The sequence below is a fragment of the Methanoculleus sp. genome, assembly GCF_036677455.1.
In the GTDB taxonomy this organism is placed as follows: domain Archaea; phylum Halobacteriota; class Methanomicrobia; order Methanomicrobiales; family Methanoculleaceae; genus Methanoculleus.
Map to the genome: position 1 here is coordinate 1 of NZ_JAVBWL010000005.1, position 15,469 is coordinate 15,469.

The following is a 15,469-nucleotide window of genomic DNA, read 5'->3' on the forward strand; positions in this document are numbered from 1 at the left end:
ATGCTTCCCGAGGACTCTCGTACCTCAGTACCACACAACACGTGAGAGGGCTTAACTGCTGGGTTCGGAATGGGTCCAGGTGTTTCCCCTCTGCTGTGGCCGCTATTACCAAAGCCAAGGCCCGGACTTGAACCGGGGTGTAGTTGATCTGCAGTCAACCGCGTGGCCGCTCCGCCACCTTGGCAAGCCGTGTTACCGTATGTTATTGTCGTCCGATCTATTTAAGGGTTACACCCACAATAGACCGGACCACAGAGGTAATCAGGTGCGTACTCCAGATTTCGTCTGAGTTCAGCGGATGGTGTCGGACGTTAGTATCCGCGGACTGAACACGTCGTTGCCTTCGTGCTTACATCCCGGACCTATCAAGCGGGTCTTTTACCCGTGTCCTCAACGGAGTCTCTTTTTAGGTCAGGTTTCAAGCTTAGATGCTTTCAGCTTTTATCCCTTATCGCGTAGCTGCTCGGCATTGCCCTGTCGGACAACCGATCGACCAGAGGCGACGACGGAAAGTTCCTCTCGTACTATTTCCATCTTACCCTCAGACTCCTTACACTCCAGATAGATAGTAACCGACCTGTCTCACGACGGTCTAAACCCAGCTCACGATCCCCTTTAATAGGCGAACAACCTCACCCTTGGCCGCTGCTGCACGGCCAGGATGGAAAGAACCGACATCGAGGTAGCAAGCCGCCGGGTCGATATGTGCTCTTGCCGGCGACGACTCTGTTATCCCCGGGGTAGCTTTTCTGTCGTCAATGGCCCTCATCAATAAGGCTCATTGGTTCGTTAGACCCGAGTTTCCTCTCGCGATTACTTGCTATGCGTAATCGCGTCAGGCCAACTTATGCTCTTGACACTCTCCTGTGAGTTTCTGACTCACATGAGTTGACCATAGGGCACCCTTGATATTTTTTCGAGGGTGTGGCGCCCCACCCAAACTGCCTACCTACCGTTGTCCTCTCAGGGAGAGTTAGTATTACAGTAAACCAAGGATGGTGTCTCATTGTTGGCTCCCCACCCCCCGGAAGGGGTGGATCGACGCCTCCCATCTACGCTGCGCAAGGAATACCGTAATACAGCGACAGGCTGCAGTAAAGCTCCACGGGGTCTTCACTTCCCATCTGGAGTCCCTAGTCTCTGCACTAGGATAAAATGTTCAACGGCTTCGTGTTAGGGACAGTAGGGCTCTTGTTAATCCATTCATGCAAGTCGCCAATTAAGCGACAAGGTACTACGCTACCTTAAGAGGGTCATAGTTACCCCCGCCGTTTACGAGTCCTTCGTCCGGTTGAACCCGGTATTCAGATACTCGCACTGGGCAGGAATCAGTGACTATACTAATCGTTTCCGAGTTGCAGTCACCTATGTTGTTATTAGACAGTCAGAGCCCCCTGGTCACTGCGACCTGCCTGATCGCCAGGCAGGCACCCCTTGTCCCGAAGTTACGGGGCCAATTTGCCGAGTTCCCTTAACACGATTAAACCGACACGCCTTAGCCTTTTCAGCTAGGGGCACCTGTGTCAGATCTCGGTACGGACATTCATCCCCCTTTTCACGGGCTCCAGGAATTTACCGGATTACTCCATCACGCCTTCGCTCGCTTCTCACCATGGCGGTACTCCACGAGTTTGAACGCTTGGACAGGGCGACGACCCTGCCCGGTATATCCCGAAGCGTCAGGGCGGTAAACCGCTACGGATGAATGGTACAGGAATATTAACCTGTTTCCCTTTTGATGTGTTCGAGTTACGACACACCTTAGGACCGACTAACCCTCGGCTGACGAACATTGCCGAGGAAACCTAGCCCCTCCGGCGGTTGGGATTCTCACCCAACTTTGCTTCTACTAATGCCAGAATTCTCATTACTACCCGGTCCACAGGAGCTTACGCCCCTGCTTCTGCCCAGGCAGCACGCCTCTCTACGCCGTCACGCTTGCGCGTGGTCCGTGGTATCTGTAGTAGGCTTTAGCCCCGTCCATTTTCAGTGCCCCAAACCTCGACTGGTAAGCTGTTACGCACTTTTTAAAGGATAGCTGCTTCTGAGCTCACCTTCCAGTTGTCTTTGGCCTGGGACGCCTTTCAGTGTTGACACTTAGCCTACATTGAGGGACATTAACCACGGTCTGGGTTGTCTCCCTTACGCATTACAAGCTTACCCCGTAATGCGGACTGCCAGCCATCTTCGACGACGGGGAATTTGGAGTTTGACAGGGGGGTGAGGGATTTCTCCCCCAGCTCCCCCAATCAGTGCTCTACCTCACCGTCTATCTCCAGCCAGGTCATGCTACGGCATGTTTCGAGAGGAACCAGCGGATGCCCAGCTCGATTAATCTTTCACTCCTATACGCAGGTCACGCGAATGATTTGCATATCAAAACCGCCTGCGGTCCTCCACGCGCCTTTCGGCACGCTTCAACCTGCCCACGCATAGATCGCTAGGCTTCGGGTCTTATCCTGCAGACTCCACGCACTTTTAATACGTCGTCCCATGCCCGAAGGCTACGGACCTGTTGGTTTCCCTTCGGCTCCCCTTTTGGGTTAACCTTCGCCTGCAGAATAAACTCTCTGGCCCGTTCTTCAAAACGTACGTTACGACACCGGCAACCACGCCCGTACTACCGCCTCGCGACGGGTTCCTTCACGTGGAAGATCCTTTCGCGCCGTAACTCACGATCACCTATCAGTTTCAGGCACTTTTAACCACCTTTCAAGGGTTACTTTTCAGCCTTCGCTCACGCTACTAATACGCTATCGGTTTCGAGTAGTATTTAGTTTTGGAGGTTGATGACCCCCAGATTCCCGCGAGAATTCCGACCCGCGGTACTCAAGACACTACCAGGACACCTTGGCTTACATGTACGGGACTATCACCCTCTTTGGTACCACATTCCAGAGGACTTCCATTTGGCCTTGGTATCCGGACGGTAGGCTTACTACACCACATCTCCCTTTCGGGATTCAGTTTGAACTCTGTCGTGTTCGATCGCCTCTACTAACGACATCTCGGTTGATTTCTTTTCCTCCCCCTACTAAGATGTTTCAATTCGGGGGGTTCCCGATCCTTACGGATCAACACCGAAGTGTTGGGATGTCCCATTAGGGGATCTCCGGATCGTAGACTCCATGCGTCTTCCCGGAGCTTATCGCAGCTTGGCACGCCCTTCTTCGGCACTCGAACCGAGCCATCCACTGACAGGCATATCACCGTTCCGCTGAACTCATTTAACGTCCAGAATACGCACCTTTACACGGCCTCGTCAGGTCAAAAGACCTTCAGCCCTTCCCCGGTGATTCACATCTCCGGGTGCATGGAAGGCAGGACTGATACCGCCCTGCCCAGTGGACTCAGGGGGATTTGAACCCCCGGCCTCCGCCTCGCAAAGGCGGCGCTCTTCCAACTGAGCTATGAGCCCTAATTTCCCGTTGACATCGGCAATTTTACGTTTTGTCCAGCAACCGCATCCCAAGCGAATTTCATTAGGAGGTGATCCAGCCGCAGATTCCCCTACGGCTACCTTGTTACGACTTAACCCTCCTTGCGGAACCTAGATTCGACTGCGGCAACGACCGCAGCCTCATCCAAACCCCACTAAGATGGTTTGACGGGCGGTGTGTGCAAGGAGCAGGGACACATTCACCGCGCTATTTTGAAACGCGATTACTACAGATTCCAGCTTCATGTGGGCGAGTTACAGCCCACAATCCGAACTAAGGACAGGTTTAGGAGATTGCCTTCACCTTTCGGTGTCGATACCCATTGTCCTGCCCATTGTAGCCCGCGTGTAGCCCGGATAATTCGGGGCATGCTGACCTACCGTTGCCCATTCCTTCCTCCTCTTTAGCAGAGGCGGTCCCAACAGTGTCCCCATCAATCCGGAGATCATGCTGGCAACTGTTGGCGTGGGTCTCGCTCGTTGCCTGACTTAACAGGATGCTTCACAGTACGAACTGACGACGGCCATGCACCTCCTCTCAGCTAGTCATGCAGAGTCTTCAGCCCGGCAATCATTCAGCTGTCTTATCCGGTGAGATTTCCGGCGTTGAGTCCAATTAAACCGCAGGCTCCACCTGTTGTGGTGCTCCCCCGCCAATTCCTTTAAGTTTCAGCCTTGCGACCGTACTTCCCAGGCGGTACGTTTCACGGTTTCCCTTCGGCACCTCGACGACTCGTGGTCGTCGATACACCTAACGCACATCGTTTACGGCTGGGACTACCCGGGTATCTAATCCGGTTTGCTCCCCCAGCTTTCGTCCCTCACTGTCGAAGCCGTTCTGGTGAGGCGCCTTCGCCACAGGTGGTCCCTCGAGGATTACAGGATTTCACTCCTACCCCCGAAGTACCCCTCACCTCTCCCGGTCCCAAGATTGCCAGTATCCCTTAGACGCCTGACAGTTAAGCTGCCAGATTTCCCAAGAGACTTAACAACCCAGCTACGAACGCTTTAAGCCCAATAAAAGTGGCCACCACTCGAGCCGCCGGTATTACCGCGGCGGCTGGCACCGGTCTTGCCCGGCCCTTTCTTCAGGTGTGTTTTAGACACCTGGACAGCCTGCATATACAGGCACTCGAGGTTCCCTTATCACGGTTGCCCGCATTGTAAAGTTTTCGCGCCTGCTGCGCCCCGTAGGGCCTGGATTCGTGTCTCAGAATCCAACTCCGGGCTCTTGCTCCCACAACCCGTACCGATCACTGGCTTGTTGGGCCATTACCCCAACAACTACCTAATCGGCCGCAGATCTATCCTGAGGCGCCGGAACTTTCGATTACAGGGCATTCCAGCGCCTGTAATCTATAGGGTATTATCCCCAGTTTCCCGGGATTATCCCCTTCCTCAGGTTAAGTTATCCACGTGTTACTGAGCAGTACGCCGAGGGCCGAACCCTCTCGACTCGCATGGCTTAATCGAACCCCGATAGCAGTGACCTCTGGCAGGATCAACCAGAATTTGGAAGTATGCACACTACTAAACTTGGGAGGAATTAGCGGTTACTGAACAAATTTCCGCATTGCCAATGCCAACGTCAGAATCAACCCGCACAATGGCGGTCGCGTTGATTCTCCATCAACAGGAAAACAATGTTTATTTCGTAAGTATTTAAACATTTGCTTCCTGCATCAGATTCGAGATTTGAGGGCTCGAATCTTCATGTCCTTTTTAGATACAGGGAACCCGGCCCGAATCAGACCGGAGCACTTCACCTGCGCAGGAATTAACGTTTGTATGTCATTACATATAAACGTTCTCATCGTGCTTCAGGATCAGTTCCGGAAATTCAGAGTGAATTTCCCGGTCCGACCGAAGAACCAGTCCGAGACTTGACTTCTCGGACGCCCTGTCTCTCCAGAGTGAGGAAATAATGTTTGTATCTTTGAGGATATAAACATTGTGTTTCCCCCTCAGGGGCCGAATCGGGAATCCATAGTATTCCCGACCCGAGCCTGCCAGAGAACCGTTTTTAGACGGTTGCTGGCAGGTCTTGTGAGAATACATATTGAACTTCCAGACATATAAACATTGTCACCCGTATCAGACCCAAGCCGAAACTTGGGCCCTCACAACGGTTGAAGAGGACCACAGACCAGACCACCCCGAAGGGGCTGCACGGTCCGAAGCCCTGACAACACAGCCTTACAATGTTGTCGTCAATGCTATATAAGCATTTCCCTGCTTCGTCGGATCCGAGCACCCGGCTCAGATCCCCATAGACATCAGAAGTCCCCGACATTCTGCACCAGAATGCAGAATCAGGCTCGGGATTCACTTCCGACTTGACTATTACATGTTGCTCCCATCGACATATAAAGGTTTACCCCGGACCCGCACCCGGAACCGGCATTCGACTGCGAATTCCTCCTGACTCACCATCAGGCGGGCTCCAGAACGCGCTCCTGATCCCCAAAAATACCTCCGCGCGCAGCCAGCCAGATCAAGAAATGGGTATAATTTCCCGGGATATTTGAGAAAAGAGTCAAAAATCTAAAATTTTCTGCACCCGCCAACACCACCCCGGGTCAGGGGTGGCCTGCCGCGCAGACACTATCCGGTATCCTTATCCGGGACGTGGTCACCGATATGGATCTCGCCGAAGAACTCATCCTGCCAGATCGCAAGTTCTCCCTCGAGCATCAGGAAGAGAAGCGGGATGTAAACCTCCCGACGGGTCCACCCCATTGTCCCGGAGAGGTCGTCGAGCGTCAGGGCCCGCCCGTCTTGCGCGGCTCGCCGGAACTCTTCCATCACGACCGAGACCGCCTTCTGGTACCCCTCATCGTGCGCCACCGCCACCACGTCCCCGGCACTGAGGTCGAGATCCGGTTCCCGGGGCACAACGGCCCGTCTCCTCTGTTTGCGGCGCTGCTCCTTCTCCGCCGTCTTGAGCTGCTTGATGAGCTCGTAGAGCGTGACCGGCGGGCGTTTTCTCAGGCTCTTTCTCCCAAGACGACGTTGGATCTCCCGCTCCAGGCGGTCCATCGGCTCGCCCTCATCCCCGGGTTCACCGTCGAAATCAAGGTAGGTCAGGGGGTCTTCATCCTCATCGGAGATCGGCTCCTCGTCCTCATCGCCGTCCCAGCCATCGAGGTAGTCCGACTTCAGGCGCAGCAGGCACGCAGCATAAAAGAGCGTCCTTCCCGAGACCCGCAGGTCCAGTTCCTTGCGGCGGTCGAGTTCGGCGAGGAACCGGTCCGTAACATCCACGATATCGATGTTCCAGGGGTCGACCTCCCCCCGCTCGGCCATGCCCACCAGGATCTCGACGGGCTCTTCATCCATTGTTCTGCACACCGGTCACGTAGGTGCTCTTGTCCGCGCGGATCGTCACGCCCACGATGCGGTCGGCGCGCTCGATCATCGGCTTCCTGAGCGAGACGATGATCGACTGCGCGTTCCCGGTCAGCTCACTGATCATGGCGGCAATCCTGCCGACATTGTTCCCGTCCAGGAACATGTCCACCTCATCCAGCGCGTAGAACGGTGCGGGCATGTACTGCTGGATGGAGAAGATGAACGCGAGCGTCGTGAGCGACTTCTCGCCCCCGGAGAGCGCCGAGAGGAGGTGGACCTTCTTGTCGCGCGGCTGGACCGCAAACGTCATGCCGCCGGCAAACGGGTCCTCCTCATTCTCGAGGACCAGCCTGCCGCTTCCATCGGTCAGCCGCGCGAAGATCTCCCGGAAGTTTGTGTCGATCGCGGCATATGCCGTCATGAACGCGTCGTACTTCATCGTCTCGTACTTCTCTATCCGGTCGAGGAGTAGCGAGCGCTCCCGCGAGAGGACCTCCTTCTTTTCTGTCCGCTCCTCGACACGCGTGCTGACCCGATCACACTCCTCGATCGCAAGCATGTTCACCGCGCCGATCTTCTTCAACGCCTTCTCGGCCTCGGCAATCCCCGCATCGATGGCAGGGAGATCCAGATCAGTCTTTACGTCGCCGGCCTGCTCCCGGAGCGCCTCGAGTTCCCCGAGGAGCGAGCGCTCCCGTTCCGCGAGGGCATCGATCTGCATCCGGGTCCGTTCCATCGCGCCCGAGAGTTCACGGGCCTGCTGGTCCAGCGCCCGGACCTCACCGAGGATACGGTCCCGCTCAGCATGCAGGCCGGCGAGCTCGTCGGAGAACTCCTTCTGCCGTGCTTCGAGCTCGACGATCAACCGGCGCTGGTCCTCGATCTGCTCTCTCGCCGAGGCGATCTCGGCATCGATCTCCTGGTTCTTCGCCTCAAGGCGGCTCCGCTCGAGGGTGAGTTCCTCTGCACGGTTCGCGAAGTGCTGCCGCTCGCGTTTGGCATCGGTGATATCGGCGTCCTTATTCCGGAGCCGGCGCTCGATATCCTCGACGGACTTCCGATACCTTTCATACTGCTCGGTGAGGGCAGGGATCTCGGTATCATCGAGTTTCTTCTTGAGGCCGTCGACCTCCGCCGAGAGTCGCGCGATCTCCCCGGCGGTCCGTTCAAGATCCCCTTCAAGCCGCGCAAGCTCCTCGCCGCCGGTCTTCGCACCCTCGATCATCTCCTGCAGGGTCGCCTCGAGGGTCTGTTTCTCCCCCGCAAGCACTTCGGTGCGCTTCCGGAACTCCTCGACCAGCATGCGGTAGCGGGCAATCTGTTCGTCGACCGCACTCCGCTCCGCGCGCTTCGCCTCTGCAGCCACGGCAAGACGGCCGATAGACGCCTCGATCTCACCCGCCTCAGCCTCGAGACCTGCAAGCGTCGCGCGGATCCGCAGGACCTCGTCGTCGACCGCCACGCCGAATCCGCGGACCTTCTTCCCCTGAGAGCCGCCGGTCATGGCACCGCTCTTCTCGACGAAGTCACCGTCGAGCGTGACCATCTTGTACCGGCCCATCATCCGCCGCGCCCGCTCAAGGGTGTCCACCACCACCGTCGCGCCGAAGACGACCCGGAACGCGCGGTCGAACGCCGGGTCGAACTCCAGGAGGTCGACCGCATAGCCGACGATCCCCGGGTCCGCTCCGAGCGGCGAGAGGATCGGGGGACGGAGTTTGTTGAGCGGCAGGAAGGTGACCCGCCCGAGACGGTTCTCCTTCAAGTAGCGGATGGCATCGGATGCCACCGCATCGGTATCGACGACCACCCAGCGGAGCCGGCCCATCGCCGCCACATCGAGCGCGGTCGCATACTCCTGCGGTGCCCGCCCGAGTTGTGCAACGGTGCCATGGACACCGTCCATACCGAGGACGACGTCCATCGCTCTCCCGCCGGCATCGCCCTGCGCCTGCTGCTGCGCCTCAAGCCGCATCAGGTTCTGCTCGTTCTCCCGGATCTCCTTCTTCAACCGGTCAAGGGCTGACCGCCGCCCAAAGAGCGTACTCTCGGCCTCGGAGAGTTCGCGCTCGATCCGGTGCTTCTCCCCCTCGCAGTCGGCCATGCAGGAGGCGTAATCCGCGACCTGTGCCTGCTTGTTCTCCAGTTCCTCCACGATCTGGTGGATGCGCGCATCCAGGCGTTCCCGCTCCGACGTCCGCATCCGGCTCTTCTCGATGAGGATATCCTGCTCATGGAGGATCTTCGCCCGGAGTTCTTTCCTGCCCTCGAGGTCCTGCATCCAGGCGAAGAGCTGGTCCTTGAGCCCCTCGACCTCCTTGCTCTCGCTCGATATGCGCGCCTCGATCGCCTCCATCTGCTCGCGCTGCGCCGAGAGTTCCATGGCGAGGTTCGCCCGGTCGATCGAGAGGTTGCGGATCTGCCCGGCACACTCCTCGATCCTGGCCTCGGCACGCCGGTTGTCCATATAGACCCGCTGGACCGCCTCGAGGTTCTCGTCCTTCCCGGTCGCGAGCCGCTCGATGGTCTTCTCGCCGACCTTGATCCCGCCCCGGGCCTCCTCGAGCCGTCCGACGAGTTCAAGGTACTCGGGACCGCTCTTACGGTTGATCTCTTCCTCGACCGCATGCTGGCGTCCGCGCGCCTCTTCAAGACCTGTCCCGATGGACTCAGCCTCGCCGGCGGTGCGTCCGAGCGCTGCCTGCTGGTCGAGCATCAGGTCGTGAAGGGTCCCGATCTCCTGCTCTTTCTGCCGGACAAGCGCCGCGCCCCGGCACTGTTCAAGGTGCTCCAGTTCTTCCTGCCGCCGCCGATACTCCACCGCCTGCTCTCGCTCGTGCTGGAGCGCATCCAGCCTCGCCACCAGTTCGGAGAGGAGGATCTCCTCTCGCTCGATCCGCTCCCGCACCACCTCAAGTTCCGAGAACGCCTGTTCACGCTTATGGTCGAACTCGGCGACACCCGCTATCTCATCGATGATCTTCCGGCGCTCCCCGTCGCTCATCTCCATGATGCGGGTGATATCACCCTGCATCACGACGTTATAGCCCTCCGGTTTTATCCCGATCTTCGCAAGGAACTCGATGACCTCGGCCTGCTTGCAGAGACGGTTGTTTAAGTAGTTGTAACTGTAGTATCCCGCCGGCGTCCGCTTGATACGGCGGCGTATCGTCGTGCCGTCCGAGAGCGTGATCGTTACCTCGGCGGTGTTCTTCCCGGAGTTGACGTTGATCAGGTCGGTCAGCTTCTCGGCCCGCAGCCCCCGTGCACCCGAGAGGGCCAGGACAAAGAGGATACTGTCGATGATGTTGCTCTTCCCGGAACCGTTCGGGCCTGAGACGACGGTAAATCCTTCGAAAAAAGGAATTTTCGTCTTTCTTGCGAAAGACTTGAAGTTGTCGATCTCAAGCTGCGTGATGTACAAGGATCAGGCTCCCTTTCACTACCGCTCAAGGTCGACCGTATCATCCTCTTCAGCCTGGATGACATCGTCAACGGAACGCTTCTTCTGTTCAACGAAGAGTGTCCGTTCGGACGCTTTGCCCCCTTTCCCCCGGCCCTTCACCGGGGCGTTCCCGAACCGGGCGCTGGCGACGATGTACTCCGAGGACCTTCTCGGCTCCGGCTTCAGCGTCCCGTCGTTCTGCATGATGAGGTCCATCTCTCCGTCTTCGGGGACAGGTTCCTCCTGCTGCGTCTTCACCGGGCGCGCGGGTGTGCGTGGTGTCGCGGCACCACCGCGTGCCGCGGGTTCGGCGCTGACGCGAGGCTCCGCCTGGAGCGTGGCCGTGGCCTTCCTCTCTTCAGCCGCGACCGGCCTCTTCCTGCGCTCCTCCGCTTCCCGGGAGAGTTTCATTGCCACGGATTTGAGATCCAGGACCTCTTCCATCAGGCCCTTCACCAGGGCCTCGAGGTCCCGTACCTTCCGTTCCAGGTCCCGCAGGCGCTCTTCTTCTGCCTCTGAACGCTCTCTTTCCGCCTCCGGTGCCGGCGGCTGGTCGCAATCCTTCATCGTCCCCATCTCCTTTTCTCGCTCCGCGAGTTCTCGCTCCAGAAACCGTATCCTTGCATCCTTCTGAGCCATAGTCTCCCTCGAATTAATCCTTGATAATAATTACGTAATAATATTCCTATAGATCTCTTGAAAAGAAGAATTATTACATTTTATCCGGATGCGAAAGAGAGGTGAGCAACAGGTGCCGGAGAGAGAGCCGTCGCAGACAGATCATGCAAAAGAAAGCATATTACCTCACCGGGGCAACCCTTTTTCTGCATGTCTCATCTGGCAAACTTCGATCCAGAAATCGCGGGCCTCATCGAGGAAGAGCGCCTGCGTCAGGTCAACGGGCTGGAACTGATCGCCTCCGAGAACGTCGTCAGCAAGGCGGTTCTCGAGGCGATGGGTTCAATCATGACCAATAAGTACGCCGAGGGCTACCCCGGCAAGCGCTACTACGGAGGGTGCGAGTTCCATGACGCCGTAGAGAACCTGGCGCGCGACCGGATGTGCGAACTCTTCGGTGCGGAGCACGCGAACGTCCAGCCGCACTCGGGGAGCCAGGCAAACCAGGCGGCCTACTTCGCCTACCTCGGCTACAAGGACAAGATCCTGAGCCAGAGCCTCACCCAGGGCGGCCACCTCTCCCATGGCTCGCCGGTCAACATCACCGGGCGCTGGTACTCCATCTTCCACTACGGCGTCGACTCTGAAACGGAGACACTCGATTACGCGGCTATCGAGGAACTGGCGCGGACGGTCAAGCCCCAGATGATCGTCTGCGGCGCAAGCGCCTACCCGCGCGAGATCGACTTCAAGGCGTTCCAGGAGATCGCCGATACGGTCGGCGCGAGGTGCATGGCGGACATCGCCCACATCGCCGGGCTCTGTGCGACCGGATACCACAACTCCCCGGTCGGCGTCGTCGACATCGTGACGACGACGACGCACAAGACCCTCCGCGGTCCCCGCGGCGGCGCCATCATGTGCGGCAAGGAGGACGCTGCCGCCATCGATAAGTCCATCTTCCCCGGGATGCAGGGCGGCCCCCTGATGCACACCATCGCCGCGAAGGCGGTCTGCTTCAAGGAGGCCCTGACCCCCTCATACAGGGACTACTGCAGGCAGGTCGTGAAGAATGCCCGCACGATGGCTGATGTGCTCAGCGAGGAAGGGCTCGACCTCGTCTCCGGCGGCACCGACAACCACCTGATCCTCCTCGACCTGACCGGTATCTCCGCAAACGGCGAGCACCTCACCGGCCTTGCGGCCGAGGTCGCGCTCGGCGAGGCGGGGATCACCGTGAACAAGAACACCATCCCCCGCGAGCAGCTCAGCCCCTTCGTGACGAGCGGTCTGCGGATAGGCACCCCGGCCGTCACCTCACGCGGCATGAAAGAAGAGGAGATGAAGCAGATCGGCCACTGGATCGGCCGGGTCGTCAAGGATATCGCGAGGGACAAGGCCTCGAAGAAGGCGATCACCGAGGTAAGAGAAGAGGTTATTGCCCTTGCGAGCAAGTATCCCCTCTACCCTGAAGTAGCATGATACTCGACGGCAAAGCAGTCTCGGAGAAGAGGCTCGAGATCCTCAAGGAGAAGATAGAGGAGTCCCGACTCTACCCGCGCCTCGCAACGGTCATCGTGGGTGAAGACCCCGCGTCGCAGATGTACGTCCGCATGAAGCACCGGGCGTGCGAGCGCGTCGGTATCGGGTCGGTCGGCATCGAACTCCCGGCGGACGCCTCCACCGAGCGGGTGCTCGAGGCGGTCACGCGGCTCAACAACGACCCCGAGATCAACGGCATTCTGGTCCAGCTGCCGCTTCCTGCCGGGGTGGACACCACCCGGGTGATCGATGCGGTCGCACCGGAAAAAGACGTGGACGGGTTTCACCCCTGCAGCCTCGGAAGGCTTCTTGCCGGAACCCCGGTCTTTGCGCCCTGCACCCCGAAGGGGATCATGACGATCCTCGAAGAATACCGGATTCCGATCGCAGGGAAGCGGGCGGTCGTCGTCGGCCGGAGCATCGATGTGGGCAGGCCCATGGCCGCCCTGCTCCTGAACGCCGACGCAACCGTCACCATCTGCCATTCGAAGACCGAGAACCTGGCAGATGAGATGCGGAGAGCCGATATCCTGGTCAGCGCGGTCGGGAAGGCGAAGTTTGTCGGGCCGGCGATGGTGAAGGAGGGCGCGACGGTCATCGACGTCGGCATCAACACCGACGAGCAGGGAAGACTCTCTGGCGACGTTGATTTTGAGGCGGTGCGCGACCGGGCGGGAGCGATAACCCCGGTCCCCGGCGGCGTCGGTCCCATGACGATCGCGACGCTGATGGAGAACACCTTCCTGGCGGCCAAGTCACGGACATGCTGAGAGACTGCACGGTAAACCGCATCCGTATCGGCGGCGGTGCCCCGGTCCGCCTGATGGGCGTCATCAACTGCAGCCCCGAGTCGTTCTACCGGGGCTCCTACACCCCGACCGGGGAGCTCTATAACCGTGCCCTCACCATGCTTGATTTGGGCGCCGATATGATCGACATCGGAGCGCGGAGCACCGCCCCGGGCACCCTCCCCCTGACCGTTTCCGAGGAGGCGGCACGGATGGACGCGGCACTCGCGGAGTTCGACGGAACCGGGATCACCCTCTCGGTGGATACCTGCCATGCGGAGGTGCTTGCGGTCTGCCTCAGACACGATATTCATGCGGCAAACGATATCTCCGGCCTTGCCGACGAGCGGTATGCGCGGGCGGTCGCCGACTCAGGGCTCCCGGTATTTGCGATGGCGAGCCTCAAGGAGCCCGGCGACGCCGTCGGCCTTGCCGCCACGCTCTCGGCGCTCGAGATGGTGACGGCACGGTGCGCGCGCTACGGGATCGAGGAGTACGTCCTCGACCCCGCAATAGGGAGATGGACCCCGGAGCGGACGAGCGAGGACGATTGGGAACTCTGCCGGAACTTCGAGGCGTTCTCGACCTTCGGTCGCCCGGTGCTCGCCGCGGTCTCCCGGAAGACGTTCATCGGGGATCTGCTGGAAAGGGAGCCCGAAGGGCGGCTCGCCGGCACGCTTGCGGTCACGACGGCGCTGGCGGCAAAGGGAGCAGCCGTTGTGCGGAGCCACGATGTCAGGGAGACCGCCGACCTCCTTCGGATTCATGAGAAGATGAGAAAGATATGACGACACCATCATTTCAGGTCTATGGCCTTGCGACCCCCCTGGTCCGGGCCGGTGACGATATCGCAACCCACATCCTTGCGGCCATAGAACGCTCGGAGTCCCGGGGGATACAGGCAGGGGATGTCGTGGTCGTTGCGGAGTCCGCCGTGGCCACCGCCGAAGGGCGGATCACAAGACTGGCCGATATCGAGCCGTCGAGAGAAGCGTTCCGCCTCGCTGAGGTCTACCGGATGGACCCCCACCTCGTCGAAGTGGTGCTCCGCGAGAGCGACCGGGTCGTCGGGGGCATTCCCGGGTTCCTGCTCTGCATGAAGAACGGGACGCTCCTGCCGAACGCGGGGATCGACGCCTCGAACGCCCCGCCCGGCTCCGTCGTCCTCCTTCCCGCCGACCCGGATGCATCCGCGGCAGGAATACGCGCCGCGATAGCAGAGCGTGCAGGTGTCGACGTCGGCGTCATCGTCATCGACTCGCGGACGCATGCGATGCGCCTCGGGTGCAGCGGGGTTGCCATCGGGTGTTCGGGCATCCCCTCGGTGCTTGACGAACGCGGGAAGACAGACCTCTTCGGGCGCGAGCTCGAGGTCACGAAGAGGGCGGTGGCGGACTGCATCGCGTCGGCCGCAGAACTGGTGATGGGAGAATCGGGGGAGTGCGTCCCCGCAGCCCTCATGCGAGGGATAGCACTTCCGGTCGGCGACTACACCGGGGTCGCCACCATCGACGCTTCAGAGTGCCTCTTTATGGGCGTCGCGCTGCACGCCGACCCGTCCCTTCTCGTCGATAGCAAGAGAGAACCCTGAGTTCTCCAGATACTCCCGGCTCTTTCTCCCTTTTCCGTGGATGAGGATCTCGACCAGGTCTTCCTTCTCGTCGATATCGGTCGACATCCGAAACGAGTCGATCACCTCGACGGAGAAGCCACACTCCTCTGCTATCCGCAGGTGGTCGAGGAAACTTGCCCCGTAGTAATCGGCGTGGAAACACCGCGGTTTTTTGAGGAATATGATGTTCGTCCCGCCGCCCCGGCCGGGCACGATGGACATATCCTTCTCGGTCCGGATCAGCCGCTGGATATCTCCGGCCGTCACCAGGGGCAGGTCGGCCATGATGATGAGCGCGGGGCAGTGGAACTGTCCGAGCGCCCAGTTGATCGCGTCGTTCAGCGACTCCTTCCGAACAGCGATGAGCGCGTTCTCGTGTTTGAAGGGGTGGGTGCAGAGCAGGGTGGCGCTGCACCCGGACTTCAGCACGGAGGCGATCACGTCTTCAAGCATCGCCCGGGCGAACGCCTCCCGTTCCTCCTGGTTGAGGATGCAGGAGAGACGCGTCTTGGGGTTCGTGGGCTTAAAGGGAATGAGCGCGTGGAAGTACATCGTGAAACGGTTGTCGGGGCAGTATCAAAAAGGCATCGTTATGGTTGTGCGCCGGAGAACCCGGCCTGCCATATGGCTGCCGGCGCCGTTCCTTCGCGCGAGGCACCATCCCGTGAAGCCGC

8 protein-coding genes, 2 tRNA genes and 3 rRNA genes are annotated in these 15,469 nt (G+C 59.4%); 4 read left to right on the forward strand and 9 right to left on the reverse strand.

The window, feature by feature from the left end:
• The 8 genes from rrf to V6K60_RS01155 all read right to left on the reverse strand — a co-directional run.
• A 5S ribosomal RNA gene (rrf, locus tag V6K60_RS01120) occupies positions 1-107 on the reverse strand; the annotation flags it as partial.
• Positions 108-112: 5 nt separating this feature from the next.
• Positions 113-184: transfer RNA gene (locus tag V6K60_RS01125), tRNA-Cys, on the reverse strand.
• A gap of 108 nt (positions 185-292) precedes the next feature.
• Positions 293-3,216: ribosomal RNA gene (locus tag V6K60_RS01130) — 23S ribosomal RNA — on the reverse strand.
• A 129-nt stretch (positions 3,217-3,345) separates the two neighbouring features.
• Positions 3,346-3,418: transfer RNA gene (locus V6K60_RS01135), tRNA-Ala, on the reverse strand.
• Between the two features lie 66 nt (positions 3,419-3,484).
• A 16S ribosomal RNA gene (locus V6K60_RS01140) occupies positions 3,485-4,951 on the reverse strand.
• Positions 4,952-6,043: 1,092 nt separating this feature from the next.
• Positions 6,044-6,778, reverse strand: coding sequence for a segregation/condensation protein A (locus V6K60_RS01145; protein ID WP_332448672.1), 735 nt, complete (start codon positions 6,776-6,778; stop codon positions 6,044-6,046).
• Positions 6,771-10,214 carry a chromosome segregation protein SMC gene (gene smc, locus V6K60_RS01150; protein WP_332448673.1) on the reverse strand — a complete coding sequence of 1,148 codons (3,444 nt, stop codon included), beginning with the start codon at positions 10,212-10,214 and terminating at the stop codon, positions 6,771-6,773. The genes V6K60_RS01145 and smc overlap by 8 nt, the downstream gene beginning before the upstream one ends.
• A gap of 18 nt (positions 10,215-10,232) precedes the next feature.
• On the reverse strand, positions 10,233-10,874 hold the full coding sequence (locus V6K60_RS01155) for a hypothetical protein (protein ID WP_332448674.1): 642 nt from the start codon (positions 10,872-10,874) through the stop codon (positions 10,233-10,235).
• Positions 10,875-11,063: 189 nt separating this feature from the next.
• Here V6K60_RS01155 and glyA point away from each other — a divergent pair, with 189 nt between their 5' ends.
• Genes glyA through cofE form a run of 4 tightly spaced genes read left to right on the forward strand, consistent with a single transcriptional unit; the run spans position 11,064 to position 14,774 of the window.
• Positions 11,064-12,335 carry a serine hydroxymethyltransferase gene (gene glyA / locus V6K60_RS01160; protein WP_332448675.1) on the forward strand — a complete coding sequence of 424 codons (1,272 nt, stop codon included), beginning with the start codon at positions 11,064-11,066 and terminating at the stop codon, positions 12,333-12,335.
• Positions 12,332-13,165 (forward strand): bifunctional methylenetetrahydrofolate dehydrogenase/methenyltetrahydrofolate cyclohydrolase FolD, encoded by an 834-nt coding sequence (folD, locus tag V6K60_RS01165; RefSeq protein ID WP_332448676.1) that lies wholly within the window; start codon positions 12,332-12,334, stop codon positions 13,163-13,165. The genes glyA and folD overlap by 4 nt, the downstream gene beginning before the upstream one ends.
• Positions 13,162-13,971, forward strand: a complete 810-nt coding sequence (gene folP / locus V6K60_RS01170) for a dihydropteroate synthase (RefSeq protein ID WP_442919541.1) — start codon at positions 13,162-13,164, stop codon at positions 13,969-13,971. Before folD ends, folP begins: the two co-directional genes overlap by 4 nt.
• A complete protein-coding gene (cofE, locus tag V6K60_RS01175; RefSeq protein ID WP_332448678.1) occupies positions 13,968-14,774 on the forward strand; it encodes a coenzyme F420-0:L-glutamate ligase in 807 nt (268 codons plus the stop codon). Before folP ends, cofE begins: the two co-directional genes overlap by 4 nt.
• Here the strand turns inward: cofE and cofC are convergent.
• On the reverse strand, positions 14,700-15,347 hold the full coding sequence (cofC, locus tag V6K60_RS01180) for a 2-phospho-L-lactate guanylyltransferase (protein ID WP_332448679.1): 648 nt from the start codon (positions 15,345-15,347) through the stop codon (positions 14,700-14,702). The two genes, cofE and cofC, sit on opposite strands and share 75 nt — an antisense overlap.
• Positions 15,348-15,469: the final 122 nt, after the last annotated feature.